Source organism: Pseudomonas sp. DR208, assembly GCF_019823005.1.
In the GTDB taxonomy this organism is placed as follows: domain Bacteria; phylum Pseudomonadota; class Gammaproteobacteria; order Pseudomonadales; family Pseudomonadaceae; genus Aquipseudomonas; species Aquipseudomonas extremorientalis.
Genome location: NZ_CP081944.1, coordinates 158,886 through 179,450, shown reverse-complemented (window position 1 = coordinate 179,450; position 20,565 = coordinate 158,886). Strand labels below are relative to the sequence as shown.

At 63.1% G+C, this 20,565-nt stretch carries 20 protein-coding genes; 9 read left to right on the top strand and 11 right to left on the bottom strand.

Annotated features, from left to right (window positions below; all coding sequences use genetic code 11):
• Window positions 1-56: 56 nt before the first annotated feature.
• Genes K5K89_RS00805 through K5K89_RS00780 form a run of 6 tightly spaced genes read right to left on the bottom strand, consistent with a single transcriptional unit; the run spans window position 57 to window position 5,738 of the window.
• A complete protein-coding gene (locus K5K89_RS00805) occupies window positions 57-989 on the bottom strand; it encodes a phosphatidate cytidylyltransferase (protein WP_222540685.1) in 933 nt (310 codons plus the stop codon).
• A 1-nt stretch (window position 990) separates the two neighbouring features.
• Entirely contained in the window at window positions 991-1,611 is a 621-nt protein-coding gene (locus K5K89_RS00800) for a lysophospholipid acyltransferase family protein (protein WP_071490877.1), read from the bottom strand.
• Window positions 1,612-1,620: 9 nt separating this feature from the next.
• Window positions 1,621-2,064: a hypothetical protein gene (locus tag K5K89_RS00795; protein WP_092241525.1), complete on the bottom strand. Its 444-nt coding sequence runs from the start codon at window positions 2,062-2,064 to the stop codon at window positions 1,621-1,623.
• On the bottom strand, window positions 2,054-3,352 hold the full coding sequence (locus K5K89_RS00790) for a phosphatase PAP2/dual specificity phosphatase family protein (RefSeq protein WP_222540684.1): 1,299 nt from the start codon (window positions 3,350-3,352) through the stop codon (window positions 2,054-2,056). Before K5K89_RS00790 ends, K5K89_RS00795 begins: the two co-directional genes overlap by 11 nt.
• Window positions 3,353-3,354: 2 nt before the next feature.
• Window positions 3,355-5,103 (bottom strand): bifunctional alpha/beta hydrolase/class I SAM-dependent methyltransferase, encoded by a 1,749-nt coding sequence (locus tag K5K89_RS00785; RefSeq protein ID WP_222540683.1) that lies wholly within the window; start codon window positions 5,101-5,103, stop codon window positions 3,355-3,357.
• 11 nt (window positions 5,104-5,114) lie between these two features.
• The gene (locus K5K89_RS00780) at window positions 5,115-5,738 is read right to left on the bottom strand and encodes a CDP-alcohol phosphatidyltransferase family protein (protein ID WP_071490873.1); all 624 of its coding nucleotides are present in this window, start codon (window positions 5,736-5,738) and stop codon (window positions 5,115-5,117) included.
• Window positions 5,739-6,058: 320 nt separating this feature from the next.
• Between K5K89_RS00780 and hflK (K5K89_RS00775) the strand changes: the two genes are divergently transcribed.
• The 8 genes from hflK (K5K89_RS00775) to cfaB all read left to right on the top strand — a co-directional run bounded on the left by hflK (K5K89_RS00775) (window position 6,059) and on the right by cfaB (window position 15,208).
• Window positions 6,059-7,963, top strand: a complete 1,905-nt coding sequence (gene hflK / locus K5K89_RS00775; RefSeq protein ID WP_222541668.1) for a protease modulator HflK — start codon at window positions 6,059-6,061, stop codon at window positions 7,961-7,963.
• A gap of 12 nt (window positions 7,964-7,975) precedes the next feature.
• Window positions 7,976-8,962 carry a protease modulator HflC gene (hflC, locus tag K5K89_RS00770; RefSeq protein ID WP_222540682.1) on the top strand — a complete coding sequence of 329 codons (987 nt, stop codon included), beginning with the start codon at window positions 7,976-7,978 and terminating at the stop codon, window positions 8,960-8,962.
• Entirely contained in the window at window positions 8,959-9,993 is a 1,035-nt protein-coding gene (hflK, locus tag K5K89_RS00765) for a protease modulator HflK (protein ID WP_071490870.1), read from the top strand. The genes hflC and hflK (K5K89_RS00765) overlap by 4 nt, the downstream gene beginning before the upstream one ends.
• On the top strand, window positions 9,990-11,876 hold the full coding sequence (locus K5K89_RS00760) for a cation-translocating P-type ATPase (RefSeq protein WP_222540681.1): 1,887 nt from the start codon (window positions 9,990-9,992) through the stop codon (window positions 11,874-11,876). Before hflK (K5K89_RS00765) ends, K5K89_RS00760 begins: the two co-directional genes overlap by 4 nt.
• Window positions 11,877-11,994: 118 nt before the next feature.
• Window positions 11,995-12,246 (top strand): hypothetical protein, encoded by a 252-nt coding sequence (locus K5K89_RS00755; RefSeq protein ID WP_071490868.1) that lies wholly within the window; start codon window positions 11,995-11,997, stop codon window positions 12,244-12,246.
• A 65-nt stretch (window positions 12,247-12,311) separates the two neighbouring features.
• The gene (locus K5K89_RS00750; RefSeq protein WP_222540680.1) at window positions 12,312-13,157 is read left to right on the top strand and encodes a DUF692 domain-containing protein; all 846 of its coding nucleotides are present in this window, start codon (window positions 12,312-12,314) and stop codon (window positions 13,155-13,157) included.
• A complete protein-coding gene (locus tag K5K89_RS00745) occupies window positions 13,148-13,936 on the top strand; it encodes a DNA-binding domain-containing protein (RefSeq protein ID WP_071490866.1) in 789 nt (262 codons plus the stop codon). Before K5K89_RS00750 ends, K5K89_RS00745 begins: the two co-directional genes overlap by 10 nt.
• Window positions 13,937-14,023: 87 nt before the next feature.
• Window positions 14,024-15,208 carry a C17 cyclopropane fatty acid synthase CfaB gene (gene cfaB, locus K5K89_RS00740; RefSeq protein WP_071490865.1) on the top strand — a complete coding sequence of 395 codons (1,185 nt, stop codon included), beginning with the start codon at window positions 14,024-14,026 and terminating at the stop codon, window positions 15,206-15,208.
• Between the two features lie 74 nt (window positions 15,209-15,282).
• Here the strand turns inward: cfaB and cls are convergent, their stop codons facing one another.
• Window positions 15,283-16,722 (bottom strand): cardiolipin synthase, encoded by a 1,440-nt coding sequence (gene cls, locus K5K89_RS00735; RefSeq protein WP_071490864.1) that lies wholly within the window; start codon window positions 16,720-16,722, stop codon window positions 15,283-15,285.
• A gap of 131 nt (window positions 16,723-16,853) precedes the next feature.
• Here cls and K5K89_RS00730 point away from each other — a divergent pair, with 131 nt between their 5' ends.
• Entirely contained in the window at window positions 16,854-17,375 is a 522-nt protein-coding gene (locus K5K89_RS00730; RefSeq protein WP_071490863.1) for a DUF3617 domain-containing protein, read from the top strand.
• Here the strand turns inward: K5K89_RS00730 and K5K89_RS00725 are convergent.
• From K5K89_RS00725 to K5K89_RS00710, 4 genes are read right to left on the bottom strand one after another with little or no spacing between them, the layout of a single operon-like run.
• A complete protein-coding gene (locus K5K89_RS00725) occupies window positions 17,372-18,709 on the bottom strand; it encodes a dihydroorotase (RefSeq protein WP_222540679.1) in 1,338 nt (445 codons plus the stop codon). The genes K5K89_RS00730 and K5K89_RS00725 overlap by 4 nt on opposite strands.
• Before the next feature lie 3 nt (window positions 18,710-18,712).
• Window positions 18,713-19,273, bottom strand: coding sequence for a DapH/DapD/GlmU-related protein (locus K5K89_RS00720; protein WP_071490861.1), 561 nt, complete (start codon window positions 19,271-19,273; stop codon window positions 18,713-18,715).
• Window positions 19,270-19,683: a phosphoribosyl-AMP cyclohydrolase gene (gene hisI / locus K5K89_RS00715; RefSeq protein WP_222540678.1), complete on the bottom strand. Its 414-nt coding sequence runs from the start codon at window positions 19,681-19,683 to the stop codon at window positions 19,270-19,272. Before hisI ends, K5K89_RS00720 begins: the two co-directional genes overlap by 4 nt.
• Window positions 19,680-20,558 (bottom strand): metal ABC transporter substrate-binding protein, encoded by an 879-nt coding sequence (locus K5K89_RS00710; RefSeq protein WP_071490859.1) that lies wholly within the window; start codon window positions 20,556-20,558, stop codon window positions 19,680-19,682. The genes hisI and K5K89_RS00710 overlap by 4 nt, the downstream gene beginning before the upstream one ends.
• Window positions 20,559-20,565: the final 7 nt, after the last annotated feature.

Below are 20,565 nucleotides of genomic sequence, written 5' to 3'. Positions count from 1 at the left end.
TGCTGCGCAGCCCAACTCACCACCTGCCAGATCGTTATCTGGCTTTAGAGCGGACCTCAGGTCCACCAGTAGCGCACAAGATGAAAGAAGATCGGCGCCGCAAAGCACACCGAATCCAACCGATCCAGCATCCCGCCGTGCCCTTCGATCATATGCCCCCAGTCCTTCACGCCCCGGTCGCGCTTGATCGCCGACATCACGATGCCGCCGGCAAAGCCGAGCAGGTTGATCAGCAGCGCAATCAGGAACGACTGCCACGGGTTGAACGGCGTGGTCCACCACAGGGCTGCGCCGATCAGGGATGACAGGAGAATCCCGCCGATGAAGCCTTCGACGGTTTTGGAGGGCGACAGGTTGGGGGCGATCTTGTGCTTCCCGAACAACTTCCCACACACGTACTGCAGCACGTCCGACAGTTGCACCACGATCACCAGGTAGGCAATCAGCAACAGGTTGCGGCCTTCGTAGCCAGGGATGTCGAGGGTGAGCAGGGCGGGCACGAAGGATACGCAGAACACTGCGATCATCAGGCCCCATTGCACTTTCGAGGCACGTTCGAGGAAGTGCGTGCTGTCGCCACCCAGGGAGGCGAGGATCGGCAGCAGCAGGAACACGTACACCGGGATGAAAATCGAGAACAGCCCGTACCAGTCCGAATAGATCAGCAGGTATTGCAGCGGCAGCGCCAGGTAGAACGCGGCGACCAGCGCGGGATAGTCGCTGCGGCGGGTGGGGGTGAGCGTGAGGAATTCGCGCAGGGCGTAGAACGAGACGGCGTAGAACAGCAAGATCACCGCGCCGGTGCCGAGCCAGAAGGCGATGCCGATGACCACCACCATCACCCACCAGGCGTTGATGCGGGCGTTGAGGTTGTCGATCACCGCGTTGGGCGTACCACGGGTGCGCAGTTTGAGGATCAGGCCGATCAGCGAGGCCAGCACCAGAATCGCGCCGATACCGCCGAACAACATCAGGGTTTGGCTATCCATGTCAGACGTGCTCCGGAGCAAGGGCGAGCAGAGCATCGCGGGTACGGGCCAGGAAGGCGGCTTTGTCTTCGCCGTCTTCCAATTGCAGCGGGGCGCCGAAGCTGGTAGTGCACAACAAAGGCAGCGGCAGCACGCGGCCCTTGGGCATGACGCGGTTGAGGTTAGCGATCCACACGGGGATCAACTCGGCCTGTGGGTAACTTTTCGCCAGGTGATAAAGGCCGCTTTTGAACGGCAGCAGGCCGTCTTCGAGGTTGCGCGTGCCTTCCGGGAAGATGATCAGCGAGTCGCCGCCTTCCAGGGCGTCGAGCATCGGCTGTAGAGGGTTATCCACAGGGTCCTTGCGTTCGCGGTCGATCAACACGCCGTTGAACACCCGGTTGATGATGTAGCGGCGCAGGGCGCTTTTGTTCCAGTAATCACTGCCGGCCACCGGGCGCGTGAATTTGCGCAGGTTTTGCGGCAATGACGCCCAGAGCAACACAAAGTCGCCGTGGCTGCTGTGGTTGGCGAAGTAGATGCGTTGCACCGGCACCGGCGCGCACCCAAGCCACAGGCTGCGGGCGCCGGTGACGGTGCGGGCCATGGAGGTAATCAGCGTGGCGACCACGGGTTCGAACATGGGGATTCCTTATCCGGCGAAAGGCAGCCAGGGGCTGGCGAGGATCACGCCCAGGGTCAGCAGCGCTTGCGCGCCGAGCAGCCAGGCTTGTTTGCGCAACAGTTTGAGTGCGCCGCGACGGCGTTCAGCCCAGGGCCGGCCAATGCGCTTGGCCGATTGCAGGCCGAGCGTCACCAGGGCCTGGTCGAGGTCCGGCGTGCGCTCGATGTCGCGAGCCAGCAGGGCGAACAGGTCGGCGTCGAACGCCACGCGCAGCGCCCAGTACTTTTGCAGCAGCCCGAGGATAATCATCCACAGGCTGAGCAGCAGGCAGATGATCGAAATACTCGCCATCAACAACTGGGCCAGGCCGAACAGCACACCGGCCAGGGTCAGGCCTGTGGATAACTGATCCAGCGAACGGCCACGACGCAGCAGGCTGGCGACCACCTGCAGTTCCATATCAGCGGGCATGGGGCAAACCCTCCAACGCTTCTCGGTGTGCGGGGCGCAGGACCACATCGGTCCGTGCTGTACGAATGATAGACAGCGCTTGCTCTACCGTCGCAGCGCGCCGGGTGTGCAGCAACCAGGCGGCGACGGCGGTAGCGCTGCGCGAGTAGCCGAGGGCGCAGCACACCAGCATGGGGCCGCTGGCGCGCAGACGCTCGATGGCTTGGGCGGCTTGCAGGCATTCGGCAGGCGTGGGCGCGATCAGGTCGAGTACCGGGATGGATTGATAGGCCCGCCCCTGTGGATTAATCGGTAATTCGGCACACAGATCGACGATGGCCTTGAAGGGCACTTGCTCGCTTGTGGCAGGAATACGCCCGAGCCAGACGTTATCCACAATCAGGTCGGGCTGTGGATGCTTGCGTGTCCACAGGCGCGAGTTGATCCAGGCGGCAGCCAGATAGGGTGCATATAGCCAGCGTGCGGCGGGCGTCTGTTGGCCGTCAGTGCGTTTCTGGAAGCCCGAAGCCCCCAGCACCAAGTAATTGGCCTTGATCAAGGCGAGGGAAACCGCCGGCCACAGTAGCCACAGCCACCAACCGCCCAGTACAAACGCTGGAATCGCCAACAGTACCGCGCCAAGCCCATAGCGCACGCCCAACCGCCAGCGCTTGGGATCTCGCGTCAGCCGTGCACTCAACAACGGGCTCGGATGTTCCACCGGCCACAGCCACACACAAATCCACCCGGCGAGGGCGCCTGTGGGTAAGTCGATAAAGTGGTGTTGATAAGTGGTCAGCACCGAAATGCCGATCAACGCGAACCAGCCATGCACCAGCCAACGCCATACGCCTTGGGTGTGGCGCTGGTACATGACCCACAGGATCACCAGCAGTGCGATGTGCAGCGAGGGCGCCTGGTTGAACGGTTTGTCGAACCCGGCCAACACCGCAAACAGCCAGCCGAACACACCATCCAGTTCCGGCCGTTCGAAGGTAAAGCGCAACGGCCAAAGCAGGAAGCAGCTCACGGCAATCACCTGGGCACTCAGCAAGCGCAGTGCATGTTGCTTCAACTCATGCCGGGTGTTGGGCAACAACAACGAAAAACCATAAAGCAGGTCGATGGACCAGTAAGGCACGATCGTCCATGCCCAGAACGGCATATGGGTTTCCCAGCCGAACACCAGCGTGCCGACGTCGCTGCGCTGGCTGGTGACCCAGGTGGCAAAGCCGTAGGTGCTGAAGAACAGCGGCGCCAATAGCAGCAGCCACAGCACCGCGGGTTTCAATAAACCGGGTTCGCGCATGTTCAGATCTTCTGTGCCAGGGACACGGTGAAGATGCCCCACTCATCCACACGCTGGGTGATTTTGCGGAAACCGGCCGCCTCCACCAGTTGATCCATTTCCGCCTGGCTGCGCCGGCGCATCACCCAGGCCTGGCCCTGGCGGTGGCTGGTCAGGGCTCGGGCGATCAATTCCAACTGCGGGTGCCACGGTTGGCCGGTGTAGACCAGGTAACCGCCGGGCTCCACCGCTTCGGCCAGCCCGGCCAGCGAACCGCCGACCATGCTGTTATCGGCAAACAATTCATACAGCCCGGACACCACCGCCAGGGTCGGCTTGGGGTCGAGTGCCGCCAGGTCCAGGCGATCAAACGCATCACCTTTGACGAACTGCGCGATATCCCCCAAACCCTTCTCGCGAATCAACGCGCCACCGTCGCGCACGTTGATGTCGCTGTAGTCGCGCAGCAGGATCGATTCCGGCAGCGGCGACACGCCCTGCAAGGCTTCCAGGATGTAGCGACCGTGGCCGGCGGCGATATCCACGATGCGCACTTCACGATCTTCACCGCGCAACTTGGCCATGGCCAGGCGCAGCAGTTCCTCCACATTCAGCTTGCGCTGGCGAATACCACGCCAGCCGATGGAGTTGAGGTAATTGGTGTCGATCATCCGCCCCAGCCCGCCTTTGCCGGTAGGCGTGTTGCGGTATACGTAGTCCAGGGTGCTGCCGGAGTCGAAACCGGTATCGAAGCCCAGTTTCACCCCGTCCGACAGGTTCTTGCCCAGGCCCATGCTGGCGCGGGTCATGCGCCAGTACAGGTCGCGCAGGGAGTTGCGCGGCAGCGGTGCGGCTAGGGCTTCGGATTCGGCGCAGGTGGCGCCGAGTTTGTCGGCGTCCAGCAGCGAAGCGCGATCCAGCGGGTGTTCGAAGTTCTGCAGGATGAAGCGCCTGGCGCTGCTCACAGCGGTGGCGCGATCACGTTCGCCGAGGGTGTCGTGGAAGAAACCGGGGAGAATGTGCAGCTCTTTTTTCAGGCTGCCCAGGCGGTCGAAGAACTGTTGCTGGGGCTTGCGGTGCACCACAAAGTCGGAGCCGGAGACCAGCAACTGGGTCGGCACCTGGATCGCCTGGGCATCGGCTACGACCCGGTCGGCGGCTTCGTACAGGCCCAGCAGCACATTGACCGAAATGGCCTTGGTGATCAGTGGGTCGCTGTCGTAGGACGCCACGCGTTCCGGGTCATGGCTGAGGAACCTGGCCTTCACGTAGCTGTTGACGAAAAAGTTGCCGCGAAACTTGCGCATCAACGCCAGGCCTGGCCGGGCGAAGGGCACGTAGAGCTTGACCTTGAACGCCGGGGAGGCAAGCACCAGCGCGCGGATTTTCGGTGCGTAATCATGCACCCAGGTCGCGGCAATCACCGCGCCGACGCTTTGCGCGACGACGGCAAAATTTTCTTCCTCGATGGCGTAAGTGGCGCCGATGTGGTCGCAGAAGGTCTGCACATCACGGGCGCTGGTGGCGAAGCTGGGGCTGTCGCCGCGCTCGCCGGGGGATTGGCCGTGGCCGCGGGCGTCCCAGGCGAAGAAGTCGAATTGCGGCAGGTTCAGCTCATCCACCAGGTGGGCGATACGCCCGGAATGCTCGTGGCCGCGATGGAACAGCACGATGGCCTGGCGCTGACCGGTGGTTTCCGTGGCCGGCCAGTGCCGATAAAAAAGCTCGACGCCATCATGGGTACTGAAGGTGTGCTCTTGCTGTTCGCGCATCGCAAAAATCCTTATGCAATCGGTGAGGTTTCTTGTTGTTCTTTAAGGCCCTGGCGCACCCGGTTGACCAGGGTGTAGGCGAGCAGGGCGGCCACCAGCCACATCACCGCGTCGACCCAGCCGACGCCCAGCCAGCCCAGCGCCACGCCGGTGGCCAGTACGCCGAGCACAAAGGCACGATCACTCTTGCCCATCGGTCCGTCATAGCGGCGCGAAGCACCGACCATCGGACCGAGCACACCGGCGTACTCGCTGAACACCGCCAGCAGCGCCACCAGCAGCACCGGCACCAGGCTCACACCTGGGATCAGCGCGAATGGCAGGATCAGCGCGCTGTCGGCGATTACATCGCACAGCTCATTCAGGTAGGCGCCCAGGCGCGATTGCTGGCCGAATTCCCGGGCGAGCATGCCGTCGATGGCGTTGAGCGCCATGCGCAGGATCATCCACAGCGGGATCAGCGCGAACAGCCACAGGTGGGTGGCGAAGCTGGCGATCAGCAGGCCGACCAGCAGCGAAATCACGCCGGCCAAAACGGTGATCTGATTGGCGGTGGTGCCGTTGTCGTAGAGGCGCTGCACCAGTGGACGCAGCAGGTTTTGAAAACGCGGCTTGAGCTGATAGATCGAAATCATGGGGGGTGACGCTTCCTTGTCCGTGAGCCCGCGAAAAACTGTTCTGGAGTGTGACGATAATTCGTTGCCGGCACTAGTGATGGCTCGCGTTTATGGGGGGTTAATCACGATCTTGACGGTGCGGTAGATCAAATGTGGGAGGGGGCTTGCCCCCGATGGCGGTGGGCCAGTTGATACCGGTGTTGGATGACACACCGCTGTCGGGGACAAGCCCCCTCCCACACGGGAACGGTGTACCGCTTAAAGCAATGTTTTTCGAACAAAAATTTCACGCTCCGTGTTATATCGTAACGAATTATGTACACGTGAGCGTTGAGTGGATGCAAGTGGATCTGGAAGCTGACGGCGCTTCGGTGGAAGGCCTTCCGCGTTTTCAACAAGGGTCGTTTCATGCCCGTCGATTGCGCCAGGCTGGTATCAGCCTGACGGTGCTGGCCGTTGCCGGTTGGGTGCTGGCGCTGTTTGTCGCGCTGTTTGCGCCGCTGTCGATCTGGCCGGTGGTGTTGATCAACTGTGCGTCGGCGTTGCTGCTGCTGGTGGCCGGGTTGCAATCGGCGTGGTGGGTGGCGGACTGGCGCGCCCAGGCGATGGAGCAACCCGCGGCTGAAGTGCCGCTTGAAGACCCCGGCCGCTATGCACGGCTGATGCAGCGTTTTGGCACGCAGATCGGCACACCCGTGTTGTGGCTTGGCGGCTGGGCGTTGCTGGCGTTGATCAGCATTGTCGAGTTCTGGAACCTGGGGTTGCCCGCTGCACCGGTCGGCCAGTCGGCCAGCATCGGCTCCGCGCTGGCGTTGGCCCTGGCGTTTGGCTTGCTGGTGTTCGAACGTCGCCTGGCCCAGGAAACCGTCGCGCAATGGCCGGAAGCCGGGCAGCTCGCGCAGTTGAGTCGGGTGGTGATTGTGTGCCTGGTAGTCAGCGCGATTTGCCTGCTGTTCGCTGGTGCCGAGTCCATCTGGCCATTGCGCCTGGCGGTGTTGATCGGCCTGCTGCCGGCACTGGTCTCGCTGGAGTTTGTACTGAGGGCCGTGTTGTCGCTGTTCAGCCCACGCCAGCCCCGCCTTGAGCCCCGCCTGATGGCGCACAGTTTCATCGCCGGGCTGCTGCGCTGGCCGCCTCAACCCTTGCTCGCCTTGCAGCACGAATTGCACAACCGCTTCGGCATCGACCTGCGCCAGATCTGGGCGTTCACCTACATGCGCCGGGCGTTTCTACCAGTGCTGCTGGTGGTGCTGGCGGTAGGTTGGGCACTGACCGGCGTGCATGAAGTGCCGCTGCAAGGCCGTGGGATTTATGAACGCTTCGGTAAACCCATCCAGGTATTCGGCCCCGGTTTGCATGCCGGCCTGCCCTGGCCGTTGGGCCGCGTGATCAGCGTCGAAAACGGCGTGGTGCACGAGCTGGCCACCAGTGTCAGCGACGCCGCCGCGCCGGAGTTGACGCCCGCCGAAGGCCCGGCGCCGCTGATCGCCAACCGCTTGTGGGACGCCAGCCATGTGAACGACAAGTCCCAGGTGATCGCCAGCAGCAGCGGCGACAAGCAGGGCTTCCAGATCGTCAACATGGACGTGCGTTTCGTCTACCGCATCGGCCTCAGCGACCAGGCCGCGCTCGCCGCCACCTATAACAGCGCGGACGTGCCGACCCTGATCCGCAGCACCGCCAGCCGCATCCTCGTACATGACTTCGCATCGCGCACTCTCGACGAATTGCTCGGCGAACAACGCACCAGCCTGGCCGACGAAATCGGCCGCGCCGTGCAGGCCGACCTGCAAAAGCTCGACAGTGGCGTGGAAATCCTCGCCACGGTGGTCGAGGCGATCCACCCGCCGGCCGGTGCCGCCAACGCCTACCACGGCGTGCAAGCCGCGCAGATCGGCGCCCAGGCGCTGATCTCCCGCGAGCGCGGCGCGGCCAGCGAGCAAACCAACCAGGCCTTGTTGCAAGCCAGCACCGCCCGCGACCAGGCCACGGCCAGCGCCCGCGAAGTGAACGCTGGCGCCCAGGCGGCCGACCTGCGTTTTGCCGCTGAACAAAAGGCCTATGCCACCGCCGGGCAGGCGTTCGTGCTGGAACAGTACCTCGGCCTACTCAGCCAGGGCCTGGCCCACGCCAAGCTGCTTATCCTGGATCACCGCCTGGGCGCCGATGGCGCGCCGACGATCGATCTGCGTTCTTTTACCTTGCCGGCCGATCCTTCGCTGCCGCGTAAAGCCGTTCAATAAGGAGTCGGTCCGTTGAGCGCTCATTCCCACGATCACGGTCATCATCATGGCCATCACCACCATCATCACGGTGACGAGCACGCTGCCGGCCCATTCCCCTGGCGGCGCATGGCCTGGGCGGCGTTGCTGGTGCTGTTTGCAGTTGCAGCCGCCAGCCTGGTGCAGGTGCGGTCCGGCGAGGCCACGGTGATTACCCGGTTCGGCAACCCGGCGCGGGTGCTGCTGGAGCCCGGCCTGGGCTGGCGTTGGCCGGCTCCGTTCGAAGCGGCGATCCCGGTGGATTTGCGCCTGCGCACCACCTCCAGCGGTCTGCAGGATGTGGGCACCCGCGATGGCCTGCGCATCATCGTGCAGGCCTACGTGGCGTGGCAGGTACAGGGCGATGCGGACAATGTGCAGCGCTTCATGCGTGCGGTGCAGAACCAGCCTGATGAAGCGGCGCGGCAGATCCGCACCTTCGTCGGCTCGGCGCTGGAAACCACGGCGGCCAGCTTCGACCTGTCGAGCCTGATCAACACCGACGCCAGCCAGGTGCGCATCGCTGATTTCGAAGCACAACTGCGTCAGCAGATTGATCAACAATTGCTCAATACTTACGGGGTGCGTGTGGTACAGGTCGGTATCGAACGGCTGACGCTGCCGTCGGTCACCCTGACGGCCACCGTCGACCGCATGCGTGCCGAGCGTGAAACCATCGCCACCGAACGCACCGCCGTGGGCAAGCGCGAGGCGGCGCAGATCCGCTCTGCCGCCGAGCGTGATGCGCGCATCATGCAGGCCGATGCCACGGTGAAAGCCGCCGATATCGAAGCGCAATCCCGGGTCGAAGCCGCGCAGATCTACGGCCGTGCCTACGCCGGCAATCCACAGCTGTATAACCTGCTGCGCTCGCTGGATACCCTGGGCACCGTGGTCACGCCGGGCACCAAGATCATCCTGCGCACCGACGCTGCGCCGTTCCGTGCCTTGGTAGACGGGCCGAAGGACATCCAGCCATGACCGAGCGTGAGAGCCCGGACAGCCCATGGATCCAGGCCGGGCGCCTGACGTTCCTGGCGCTGTACGCAGTGACGGTGCTGGCGGCACTGGCCTGGGCGTTTTCCAATGTGCGCCAGATCGACCCGCAGAACCGCGCCGTGGTGCTGCACTTCGGCGCCCTCGATCGCATCCAGAATGCCGGGCTGTTGCTGGCGTGGCCGCAGCCGTTCGAGCAGGTGGTGCTGTTGCCGGCGGCTGACCGGGTGATCGAGCGTCGGGTGGAGAACCTGTTGCGCTCCGATGCGGCGACCCAGGCCGACCGCGTAGCCAGTTTCGCCACGCCGCTGAGTGATGCACTGGCCGGCTCCGGGTACCTGCTGACCGGCGATGCCGGCGTGGTGCAACTGGATGTGCGGGTGTTCTACAAAGTCACCGAGCCTTACGCCTTTGTGTTGCAGGGTGAGCATGTGCTGCCGGCCCTGGATCGACTGGTGACTCGCAGCGCCGTGGCCCTGGCCGCCGCACGTGACCTGGACACGATCCTGGTGGCTCGCCCCGAACTGATCGGCACCGACAACGGCGCCGCCGAACGTCGCGAACGGCTGCGCGGCGACCTGGTGCAAGGCATCAACAAGCGCCTCGTGGAGCTAGCGTCCACAGGCTTGGGGTTGGGCATCGAAGTGACTCGCGTCGACGTGCAGTCGAGCCTGCCGGGCCCGGCGGTGAATGCCTTCAATGCGGTACTCACCGCCAGCCAGCAGGCCGACAAGGCGGTGGCCAATGCGCGCACCGACGCCGAGAAACTCACCCAGACCGCGACCCAGCAGGCCGACCGCCTGGTGCAAGTCGCCCATGCCCAGGCCAGTGAACGCCTGGCCAATGCCCAGGCGCAAACCGCCACCGTCGCCAGCCTGGCCCAGGTGAAAGACCCGGGCTTGCTGCTGCGCCTGTACCGCGAGCGCCTGCCGAAGATTCTCGGCCAGGCTGGTTCCGTGACCACGGTCGATCCGAAAGACGACGCCCGCTTGATCATCCAGGGAACCGAACAATGAGCGCACCCATGCTGACCTCTGCAGAACAGCGCAGCGCTGCCCGGCAATTGACCCTGGCCATGCTGGCCCTGGGGTTGCTGGTGCTGGGCCTGGTGTGGAGCTGGCTGGCGCCGGACCAGAGCGGTGTGAGCCAGTTGCTGCTGGGTGTCGCATCGCTGTTGGTGGCAGTGCCGGTGATGCGTTCGGCGTGGTACAGCCTGCGATTCCCCAGCCTGCATGGCATCACCGACCAACTGATCGCCCTGGCCATGCTCGGCGCCTGGGCCACGGGTGACCTGCTGACCGCCGCGTTGCTGCCGATCATCATGATTTTTGGTCATGTGCTGGAAGAGCGCAGCGTGATCGGCTCCCAGGAGGCGATCCATGCCCTGGGCAAGCTGACCCGCAGCCATGCGCGTTTGGTGCAGGCCGATGGCAGCATCCGGGAAGTAGACAATGGCACGCTGAATACCGGTGACATCGTCGAGGTGCGTGCTGGCGACCGAGTGCCGGCGGATGGCGTGGTGCTGTCAGGCCAGGCGAGCCTGGACACGGCGCCGATTACCGGTGAGTCGGTGCCGTTGGAAGCCAGCGTGGGTTTGCAGGTGTTTGGCGGGGCGATCAACCTCGATGGGTTGCTGCGCCTGCAGGTGACCCGCACCGGTAACGAGTCCACCCTAGGCAAAGTCATCGCACTGATGCAGAACGCCGAGCGTTCCAAGCCGCCGATCACGCGGTTGCTGGAGCGGTACGCCGGCAGCTATATGGTGTTGGTGCTGCTGCTGGCGGCGGTGACCTGGTTTGTGACCAATGATGCCCAGGCGATGCTTGCCGTGCTGGTGGCGGCGTGTCCGTGTGCGTTGGTGCTGTCGGCGCCGGCCACGGCGATTGCCGGGATCGCCGTGGCGGCACGGCATGGGATTCTGATTCGCAGCTCGGCGTTCCTCGAAGAACTGGCGGACCTGACCTCCCTGGTGGTCGACAAGACCGGCACCCTGACCTATGGCACTCTGCGTCTGCACGCCATCGACACCACGGCGCCGGACCGGCAGGTGTTGTTGAACCTGGCGGCGAGCCTGGGTTCGGCCAGCAGCCACCCGGTCAGCCGGGCGTTGGCGGGGTTGGCGACGCAGGAACAGATGCTGGCGTTGACGGACATCCGCGAACGCCAGGGCCTCGGCGTGGTGGCGCAGACCGATCAGGGCGAAGCGGCTCTGGGCCGCCCGGAATTGTTCGAGCAGTTGGGCATCGCGACCACGCCGGTGCCGAACCACGATGGGCCCATCGCCGGGCTGGCGTTGGACGGTCAGTTTCTGGCCTGGCTGTTGCTGGCCGATAGCGTCAAGCCGGAGGCCCGCCAGGCCCTGCAAGAGCTGCGCGACCTTGGCCTCTGTCGTCAACTGTTGCTCACCGGCGACCGCCAGAGCGTCGCCGACAGCCTCGCGCTGGATGTGGGCATCAGTGACGTCGAAGCCCAGGCCCTGCCGGAAGACAAGCTCAACCGCGTGCTGGGTGAAATCGGCAGCGGTTTCCGGCCGATGGTAGTGGGGGATGGCATCAATGATTCGCTGGCGCTCAAGGCCGGTGTGGTCGGCGTGGCCATGGGCGCGGGCGGGGCGGATATCGCCCTGGCATCGGCGGATGTGGTGTTGATCGGCAGCGACCTGCGGCGCCTGGGGACGTGCGTGCGCTTGAGCCGCCAGTGCCGGCAGACGTTGCAGGTCAACGTGATTATCGGTCTGGGCTGGACCTTGGCGATCGTTATATTCGCCGCGTTTGGCTGGTTGGGCGCTGCCGGGGCGATGATTGCTGCGGTGTTGCATAACCTCAGCACCTTGCTGGTCCTGGGTAATGCCGGGCGCTTGCTGCGCTTCCAGGAGCCCCTTTTGAAGCTTGAAGAATAATTTCAGAAATTTTTGCGCACCCCTGTAACGCGGATGAGGGGCCTCACTCTAGTGGTGTGTCGAGACTGAACAATCCGTTCAGCCCGACACCCCTACTGATCGTTGAGGAATACAAAAAATGAACATCAAAAATGCCGTTTCCGGTGCTGCCCTGGCTATCGCTGCCGCCACCATGTTCGCCGGTGTCGCTACCCAGGCACAGGCCGCCGACGCTACTGTTCATTGCTACGGCGTCACGTCCTGCAAAGGCATGAACGATTGCAAGACCGCTGAAAACGCCTGTAAAGGCCAGGCTGTCTGCAAAGGTCACGGTTTCAAGGCCATGACCAAGGCCGCCTGCGACGCTGCCGGCGGTAAGGTCGGCGAGTAATCGCAAGCCGAGTGCAACCGCAGCGAGCCTTCAAGCCGCTGCGGACACTTTTCCAGGAGTCCGCAATGGCCATGTCTCTTCCCTTCCTGGGTTACGGCCTGGGTTTACGCAACGAATACTACGAACAGATCCTTGAACAATCGCCGGCTGTGGATTGGTTCGAAGTGATCTCCGAGAATTACCTGGTCCAGGGCGGTAAAGCCTTGTACTACCTGGACGCGATAGCCGAGCGTTATCCGCTGGTGATGCATGGGGTGTCCCTGTCCATCGGCGGGCCCCATGCCCTCGACACCGACTATCTTAAGCAGATCAGACAGCTCGCCGAGCGTATCCAGTCGGCGTGGGTGTCCGATCATCTGTGCTGGAGCCGCGGCAGCGCCCACCAGTTGCACGACCTGCTGCCGTTGCCTTACACCGAAGAAAGCCTCTACCACGTGGCCGCCCGCGTGCGCCAAGTGCAGGACGTGTTGGAGCGCCCGCTGGTGCTGGAAAACGTCTCCAGTTACGTGCGTTCCAAGGCCGATGAGTTCACCGAGTGGGAATTCCTCAACGCCCTGGCCCACCTGTCGGGGTGCCAGTTGTTGCTGGACGTCAACAATGTGTACGTCAGCTCGCGCAATCATGGCTTCGATGCCTGGACGTTTATCCGCAACCTGCCGCCGCAGAGCATCCGCCAGCTGCACCTGGCCGGGCACATGGACTACGGCGACTACGTGGTCGATACCCATGACCATCCGGTGTGTGACCCGGTGTGGGACCTCTATCAACAGACGCTGGAGCACCTGGGGCCGGTGTCGACCCTACTGGAGCGGGACGACCATTTCCCACCCTTCGAAGAGTTGCTTACCGAGCTCAGCAAGGCCCGTGAACTGGGCGCCATGGCGTTGGCCAGGAGATCGTTATGCGCCTGACCGATTGGCAGTTGGCCTTCGAACAGCACCTGTTATCCGAAACACCTGTAGCCAACAGTGGCTTCGCTGCGACCCTGCTGGGCGGGCCGACGCTGGATGTGGACACGGGCCTGGCGATTTATCACAACGCCTATATCTCGCGGTTGCAGGACGTCTTGCGGCATGACTTCAGCGCCATTCTCTATTGGCTGGGGGATGACGAGTTTGCCGCGCTGACCGAAGCCTATGTGCGCCGCTACCCCTCGGCCCATTACAGCCTGCGCTGGCTGGGCGAGCGTTTCCCGACGTTTATCCTTGAGCATCTGGTAGCGGAGCAAGGTGTGCCGCTGGCGGAGCTGGCGCGGTTGGAGTGGGCGTTTACCCTGGCATTCGATGCGCCGCAGGGCGAACCGCTGACCCTTCACGACATGGCAAGCCTGGCGCCTGAAGACTGGCCGGGCCTGCAGGTGACGCTGGCGCCCTCCGTGCAACAGGTCTTCTGCCGCTTCAATACCGTGGCGATCTGGCGAGCCAGCAAGGATGAGTCAGACTTCCCCCATAGCCAGGCCCTGGATCCGGTGCAGATCTGTCTGGTATGGCGGCACCAGAATGTGTGCCACTACCGCAGCCTGGAACCTGCAGAAATCTGCGCCCTGGCAGGCATGGTGACCACCGGCTGGCGTTTTTCAGAACTGTGCGCGGAACTGGCAGTCACTTATGCAGAGGGTGCTCCACTGCAAGCCGTGACGTGGCTGAAACAGTGGGTCCAGGATGGTTTGCTCGAGCGCCGAGCCCCATAGAGGACCGCTATCAAATCGATAGCCTCCTACTTTGTCTTCGGATGGTCTACCCTCACAGCAGACGTCTGAAACAAGGGGGGACTACTCATGCTCGCGCAACTTCCACCGGCCTTACAGAATCTTCAGCTACCGCTGCGTCTTCGACTCTGGGATGGCCATGAATTCAACTTGGGCCCCGAGCCCAGTGTGACCATCGTGGTGAAGGACCCCACGGTCGTTAACAAACTGACCCATCCCACGCTCGATTCACTGGGCGAAGCCTTCGTCGAGGGTAAATTGGAGCTGGAAGGCTCCATCTCCGAGGTCATCCGGGTTTGTGACGAATTGAGTCACGCCCTGATCGAAGACGACGAGGGGAGTCGTCCGGTGCGCTCGATCCACGACAAGGCCACTGACGCAGCGGCTATTTCCTACCATTACGACCTGTCCAACGAGTTCTACCAGCTGTGGCTGGACCAGGACATGGCGTACTCCTGCGGTTATTTCGAAACCGGCAGCGAATCCATCGACCAGGCGCAACAAGACAAATTCCGCCATCTGTGCCGCAAGCTGCGGCTGCAGCCGGGCGAGTATTTGCTCGACGTAGGTTGTGGTTGGGGTGGGTTGGCGCGGTTTGCTGCGCGGGAGTTCGGGGTCAAGGTGTTTGGTATCACCCTGAGCAAGGAGCAGTTGGCTCTGGCCCGGGAACGGGTGAAGGCCGAGGGCCTCGAAGACCAGGTGGACCTGCAATTGCTCGACTACCGCGACCTGCCGCAAGACGGCCGTTTTGACAAAGTGGTGAGCGTGGGCATGTTCGAACACGTCGGCCACGCCAACCTGGCGCAGTACTGCAAGACCCTGTTCGGCGCCGTGCGCGAAGGCGGCCTGGTGATGAACCACGGCATTACCGCCAAGCACACCGATGGCCGCCCGGTCGGTCGTGGCGCCGGGGAGTTCATCGAGCGTTATGTGTTCCCCAACGGTGAGCTGCCGCACCTGGCGATGATGACCGCCGAGATCAGTGAAGTCGGGCTGGAAGTGGTCGACGTCGAGAGCCTGCGCCTGCACTACGCGCGTACCCTGGACCATTGGAGCGAGCGCCTGGAAGACAACCTGGAGGCGGCGGCGAAGATGGTGCCGGAGCAGGCGCTACGCATCTGGCGCCTGTACCTGGCCGGTTGCGCCTATGCGTTTGCCCGGGGCTGGATCAACCTGCACCAGATCCTGGCGGTGAAACCCCATGCCGATGGCAGCCATGACCTGCCGTGGACGCGGGAAGATATCTACCGCTAACCCCGTTTCTGCGAAAAATGAAGGTCCAAGTGTGGGAGGGGGCAAGCCCCTCCCACAGGGTTCACCGCAGTGTGTTAAAGAATCGGTGAAATAAGCCGCGCGACTCGCATGCCCAGTTGTTGCAGGCGGCGCGTCTCGCGGCTCTCTTGCTGGCTGACCTCATGGGCCAGGGCAAAGTCGTCCAGCAGCATCAGCTCCACTTCCCGGGCGAAGGCTTCGTCGACCGTCAGCAACATCACTTCGAAATTCAGCCGGAACGAGCGGTTGTCCATGTTCGCACTGCCGATGGCGCTGATTTCGCTGTCCACCAGTACGACTTTCTGATGCAGGAAGCCCGGCGTGTAGCGGAACACCCGTACACCGGCGCGCACGGCTTCGATCGCGTAAAGGCTCGATGCCGCGTAAACGATGCGATGGTCGGGCCGTGAGGGCAGCAACAGGCGTACATCGACCCCGCGCAGCACTGCCAGGCGCAGGGCGGCGAACACCGCTTCGTCGGGGATGAAGTACGGGCTGGTGATCCATACGCGTTCGGTCGCCGCATGAATGGCCTCGACAAAAAACAATGAGCAGGTTTCATACGGGTCGGCGGGACCGCTGGCGAGCAATTGGCAGAGCACGCCGTCTTCCGGGTAGGCGTCCGGCAGGATCAGCGGCGGCAGCTCGCGTGCAGCCCAGAACCAGTCTTCGGCAAACGACTCTTGCAAACACGCCACCACCGGGCCGGTCACCTGCACATGGGTATCGCGCCACGGCGCCAGCGGTGGTTTCTTGCCCAGGTATTCATCGCCGACGTTATGCCCGCCGACAAACCCGGTGATGCCGTCCACCACCACGATCTTGCGGTGGTTGCGGAAATTGACCTGGAAGCGATTGAGCCAGCCGCCGCGGGTGGCGAACGCTTTGACTTTCACCCCGGCATCCCGCAGCGATTGCACATATCGGTGGGGCAGGGCGTGGCTGCCGATGCGGTCATAGAGCACGTGGATGTCTATGCCTTCAGCCGCTTTTTCCTTCAACAGCGCGTGCAATTGGCGGCCAAGCTCGTCGTCATGAATGATGAAGAACTGGAACAGCACCGCCGTCCTGGCGTTGCGAATGGCCTCGAAGATTGCGCTGAACGTGGCCTCGCCATTGATCAACAAGCGCACTTCATTGTTGGCCAGGCACGGCATGCGGCCCAGCTTGGGCATGGCGCGCAAAGAGGTGTACGCGCTGGAGTTGCGCGCCGCGAGGGCTTCCTCGACCCAGGGGCGCCAGTTCAGCGCGGTGATCGCGGTGTGCATTTCCTGGTTGGCCTGGCGGCGGGCCTGGATGTAGGCGTCGAACGTGCTGCGGCCGAAGATCAGGTAGGGGATCAACGTGAGGTAGGGCATGAACATCAGCGACAAGGCCCAGGCGATCGAGCCTTGGGCGGTCCTGACGGTCAGCACCGCGTGGATCGCGGCGAGAGTCCCGAGAAAGTGCAGCGTGGCGATGAAGTAGGCGAGCAGGTGCGGGCCAAAGAAATCCATGGACGACGGTACTCCAGGCAATCCAAGTGCCTAACAGACCATGTCTGCTTACGAATGTCGCTATTTTATTTGCCGTGCAACACTGGCGCCCTGGCGGCGTCTAACGCCCAACATCAACCAGGAGTTACCCGATGAATGCACGTCTGCTGTCTTTAGCCATGGTTATGGGGTTGTCGCTGCCGGTGGCCGCACAGGCGCAGATGCTGGCGCCGGGCTTGTGGGAATTGACCACCAGCAATATGAAAGTCGATAACCAGGACCTGCCGGACCTGTCGCTGATCCTTGGTCAACTCAAGCAACAAATGACCCCCGAACAGCGCGCCATGCTGGAAAAACAAGGCATCACCATGGCCGGCAAAGGCGTGCAGGTGTGCCTGACACCGGCGCAGGTCGCCTCTGATTCTATCCCGTTGACCGACCCGCAATCGGGCTGCAAACAGCAAGTGACGGACAAGACCGGCAACCAGTGGAAATTCCGCTTCAGTTGCCCGAAAGCCCAGGGCACGGGCGTGGCGACCTTCCAGAGTCAGAAGGAATTCACCACCACCGTCAACGGAACCTTCAATGCCACCGGTATCCAGCAAAAGGGCAGCCTCGACAGTCACGCCCAGTGGCTGGGCAACGATTGCGGTACGGTCAAGCCTCGCGCTTAACGCAGGAAATGCAATGGCAGGCCCTGGCAACTGTCGACTACCTGACCGTTGTGCCAGGCCAAGTGGCCGGAGACCAGCGTGGTGCTGACGCTATGACGAAAGCTGCGCTCGGCGAAGGGGGTCCAACCGCAGCGGGCCAGGATCGGCTCGCTGCTCACCGGCTTGCCGTGGGGCTCGGGTTTGATCAGCACCAGGTCGGCCCAATAGCCTTCGCGTAGGTAACCCCGATCCGGGATGGCGAACAGGTCGGCCACGCGATGACTGGTCTTCGCCACCAGCGTGGTCAGCGGCAGATGCCCGTCAGCCACCAGTTCCAACAGCGCCGGCAGCGCGTATTGCACCAGCGGCAGTCCGGACGGCGCCTCTCGGTAACCCAATTGTTTTTGCCCCCAGGTGTGCGGCGCATGGTCGCTGCCAATCACGTCCAATCGATCACTCAGCAAGGCCTGGCGCAAGGCGTCGCGGTCGGTACGACTCTTGATCGCCGGATTGCATTTGATCTGGTGGCCGAGGCGGTGATAGTCGCGGTCGTCGAACAGCAGGTGGTGCAGGCAGACTTCGGCGGTGATGCGTTTTTCGGCCAGGGGCTTGTCGTCGAACAGCGCCAGTTCGCGGGCGCTGGTCAGGTGCAGCACATGCAGGCGCGTGCCATGGCGCCTGGCCAACTCCACGGCAAAAGATGAGGAGCGATAGCACGCCTCGGCATCGCGGATCAGTGGGTGCGCGACGGCGGGAATATTGTCGCCGAAGCGCTCGCGCAGACGTTGTTCGTTGGCCTGGATACTCGGCGTGTGTTCGCAATGGGCCAGCAGGATGGTTGGCACTTCGGCGAACAGGCGCTCCAGGATCCGCGGGTCATTCACCAGCATATTGCCGGTGGACGCTCCCATGAATACTTTCACCCCGGCGACTTCACGCGGGTCGAGGGCGGCGACGGTGTCGAGATTTTCGTTGCTGACACCAAAGTGAAAGCCGTAGTTGGCCACCGAGTGCAGGGCGGCACGGCGTTTCTTGTCGGCCAGCGCTTGCAGGTTCAAGGTGGCCGGGTTGGTGTTGGGCATGTCCATGAAGCTGGTGATGCCGCCGGCCACCGCGGCGCGGGATTCGCTGTAGAAGCTGCCTTTGTCCGGCGCGCCGGGTTCGCGAAAGTGCACCTGGTCATCGATCATGCCCGGCAGCAGCCACTGGCCTTGGGCGTCGATTTCCACCGGTTCGTTATAGCCGTCAAGGCTGGCGGCGATCTTCTCGATACGGCCATTGGCGACCAGTACATCGGCGTCGAACTCCTGGCCTTCATTCACCAGACGGGCATTGCGAATCAGCACGCGGCTCATGGCTCAGAACTCGTTTTGCAGGGCTTTGTAGCCACGCACCAGATCGACGTTGGTACGCGCCACGTCTTCGGAAAACTCCGAGGCGCTCACGCTGACCGGCGGGAATTGCGACAGGTCGGTGGCAGGCCCGATGCGGGTGGTGGAGGGCACGTAGAAGGCGGCGGGCAAATCGCGACCGTCGACCACCGAGTTGTGACGCACCACGCAGCCATCACCCACGGCGCAGTTGAACAGCACACTGTTGAAGCCGATGAACACACGGTCGCCGACGCTGCAGGGGCCGTGGACGATGGAGCGGTGGGCGATGGAAGTGAACTCGCCGATGGTCACCGCCGCGCCGGATTTGGAGTGGATAACCACGCCGTCCTGGATGTTGGAGTTGGCGCCGATGGTGATCGGGTCCATGTCCCCACTGGCGTCGACTTCATCGGCGCGGATCACCGCGTAGGGGCCGACGAAGACGTTCTCGCCGATGATGACCTTGCCGCAGATGATTGCGGTCTTGTCGACGTAGGCTGATTCGGCAATGACGGGAAGATCGCCGGATGGGTTCTTGCGGATCATGCTGAGGGCTCCGTGATGATGTGAACGTAGTCGCCATCGATAGCGTTGTAGAAGCAGGTCGGTCGACCGGTGTGGCAGGCCGGGCCCTGCTGGTCGACGATCAGCAACACCGCGTCGCCGTCGCAATCCAGGCGCGCCTCGACCAATTGTTGCCAATGGCCGGAGCTTTCGCCTTTACGCCATAGCTGCCGACGCGAGCGTGACCAGTAGCAGACTTGCCCGGTGGCCAGGGTTTCGTTTAGGGCCGTGCGGTTCATCCAGGCCAACATCAACACTTCACCGCTGCCGTGTTGCTGGGCGATGGCGGCGATCAGGCCGTCGCTGTTCCAGGGCAGGGCGTCGAGCACCTGTCCGAGTGGAAAGCGGCTGCCCACGGCAGCCCCTTCCAGATCGAGCATGCTCAGGGTCATGGCTTGCCCAGGGCCGCGCACAAGGTGTTGAGGTTGTATTCGAACAGCCCGGTAAAGGTGCTGGCCGGACCTTGCGCGGCGAGGGCGTCGGAGTACAGCGTGCCGCCGATCTGCGCGCCACTTTCGTCTGCGATCTGCTTGAGCAGGCGCGAGTCCTTGATGTTTTCCATGAACACCGCTTTGACTTTGTCTTTGCGGATCTGGGTGATCAGCGCGGCGACCTCGGCGGCGGACGGTTCACGTTCGGTGGACAGACCCTGGGGCGCAAGGAACTCAATGCCGTAGGCCTGGCCCAGGTAGCCGAAGGCGTCATGGGAGGTGACGATGCGGCGGTTGCCTGCTGGCAGCGCACCGAACTTGGCCTTGGCTTCGGCCAGCAGGCGGTAGATTTCTTTCAGGTAGGCCTGGCTGTTGCGCAGGTAGTCAGCCTTGTTCGCCGGGTCGGCGGCGACCAGCGCCTTGGTGATGTTGTTCACGTAGATTTCGGCGTTGGCCAGGTTGTGCCAGGCGTGGGGGTCGGGGATCGTTTCGCCGTCCTCTTCCATGGTGTGGGAAATCACGCCTTTGCTGGCGGTGACCACGGTCGCCTTGGTTTCAGTGCTGGCCACCAGCCGGTCCAGCCACGGCTCGAAGCCCAGGCCGTTCTTGATGATCAGCTTGGCCTTGAGCAGCGCCTTCGCGTCGTCCGGCGTTGGTTCGTAGGTATGGGCGTCGGCGTCAGGGCCGACCATGTTGCTGATCTGGATGTGATCGCCACCGATCTGGTGAGTGATGTCATCGAGAATACTGAAACTGGTCACCACCTGGAGTTTGTCGGCGGCCTGGGCCATCGACAACGGCAGCAGCAGACTGAACAGCACGAGTAAAGCGCGCATCGGGAAA

What these genes read in the sequence shown, in the direction of transcription:
- K5K89_RS00725 (WP_222540679.1), bottom strand. Translation starts at nt 18,709, where the DNA reads ATGAGCCGCGTGCTGATTCGCAATGCCCGTCTGGTGAATGAAGGCCAG.
- K5K89_RS00755 (WP_071490868.1), top strand. Translation starts at nt 11,995, where the DNA reads ATGAACATCAAAAATGCCGTTTCCGGTGCTGCCCTGGCTATCGCTGCC.
- K5K89_RS00785 (WP_222540683.1), bottom strand. Translation starts at nt 5,103, where the DNA reads ATGCGCGAACAGCAAGAGCACACCTTCAGTACCCATGATGGCGTCGAG.
- cls (WP_071490864.1), bottom strand. Translation starts at nt 16,722, where the DNA reads ATGGATTTCTTTGGCCCGCACCTGCTCGCCTACTTCATCGCCACGCTG.
- hflK (WP_071490870.1), top strand. Translation starts at nt 8,959, where the DNA reads ATGACCGAGCGTGAGAGCCCGGACAGCCCATGGATCCAGGCCGGGCGC.
- K5K89_RS00730 (WP_071490863.1), top strand. Translation starts at nt 16,854, where the DNA reads ATGAATGCACGTCTGCTGTCTTTAGCCATGGTTATGGGGTTGTCGCTG.
- K5K89_RS00805 (WP_222540685.1), bottom strand. Translation starts at nt 989, where the DNA reads ATGGATAGCCAAACCCTGATGTTGTTCGGCGGTATCGGCGCGATTCTG.
- K5K89_RS00795 (WP_092241525.1), bottom strand. Translation starts at nt 2,064, where the DNA reads ATGCCCGCTGATATGGAACTGCAGGTGGTCGCCAGCCTGCTGCGTCGT.
- K5K89_RS00760 (WP_222540681.1), top strand. Translation starts at nt 9,990, where the DNA reads ATGAGCGCACCCATGCTGACCTCTGCAGAACAGCGCAGCGCTGCCCGG.
- K5K89_RS00720 (WP_071490861.1), bottom strand. Translation starts at nt 19,273, where the DNA reads ATGATCCGCAAGAACCCATCCGGCGATCTTCCCGTCATTGCCGAATCA.
- K5K89_RS00790 (WP_222540684.1), bottom strand. Translation starts at nt 3,352, where the DNA reads ATGCGCGAACCCGGTTTATTGAAACCCGCGGTGCTGTGGCTGCTGCTA.
- K5K89_RS00780 (WP_071490873.1), bottom strand. Translation starts at nt 5,738, where the DNA reads ATGATTTCGATCTATCAGCTCAAGCCGCGTTTTCAAAACCTGCTGCGT.
- K5K89_RS00710 (WP_071490859.1), bottom strand. Translation starts at nt 20,558, where the DNA reads ATGCGCGCTTTACTCGTGCTGTTCAGTCTGCTGCTGCCGTTGTCGATG.
- cfaB (WP_071490865.1), top strand. Translation starts at nt 14,024, where the DNA reads ATGCTCGCGCAACTTCCACCGGCCTTACAGAATCTTCAGCTACCGCTG.
- K5K89_RS00750 (WP_222540680.1), top strand. Translation starts at nt 12,312, where the DNA reads ATGGCCATGTCTCTTCCCTTCCTGGGTTACGGCCTGGGTTTACGCAAC.
- K5K89_RS00745 (WP_071490866.1), top strand. Translation starts at nt 13,148, where the DNA reads ATGCGCCTGACCGATTGGCAGTTGGCCTTCGAACAGCACCTGTTATCC.
- K5K89_RS00800 (WP_071490877.1), bottom strand. Translation starts at nt 1,611, where the DNA reads ATGTTCGAACCCGTGGTCGCCACGCTGATTACCTCCATGGCCCGCACC.
- hflK (WP_222541668.1), top strand. Translation starts at nt 6,059, where the DNA reads ATGCAAGTGGATCTGGAAGCTGACGGCGCTTCGGTGGAAGGCCTTCCG.
- hisI (WP_222540678.1), bottom strand. Translation starts at nt 19,683, where the DNA reads ATGACCCTGAGCATGCTCGATCTGGAAGGGGCTGCCGTGGGCAGCCGC.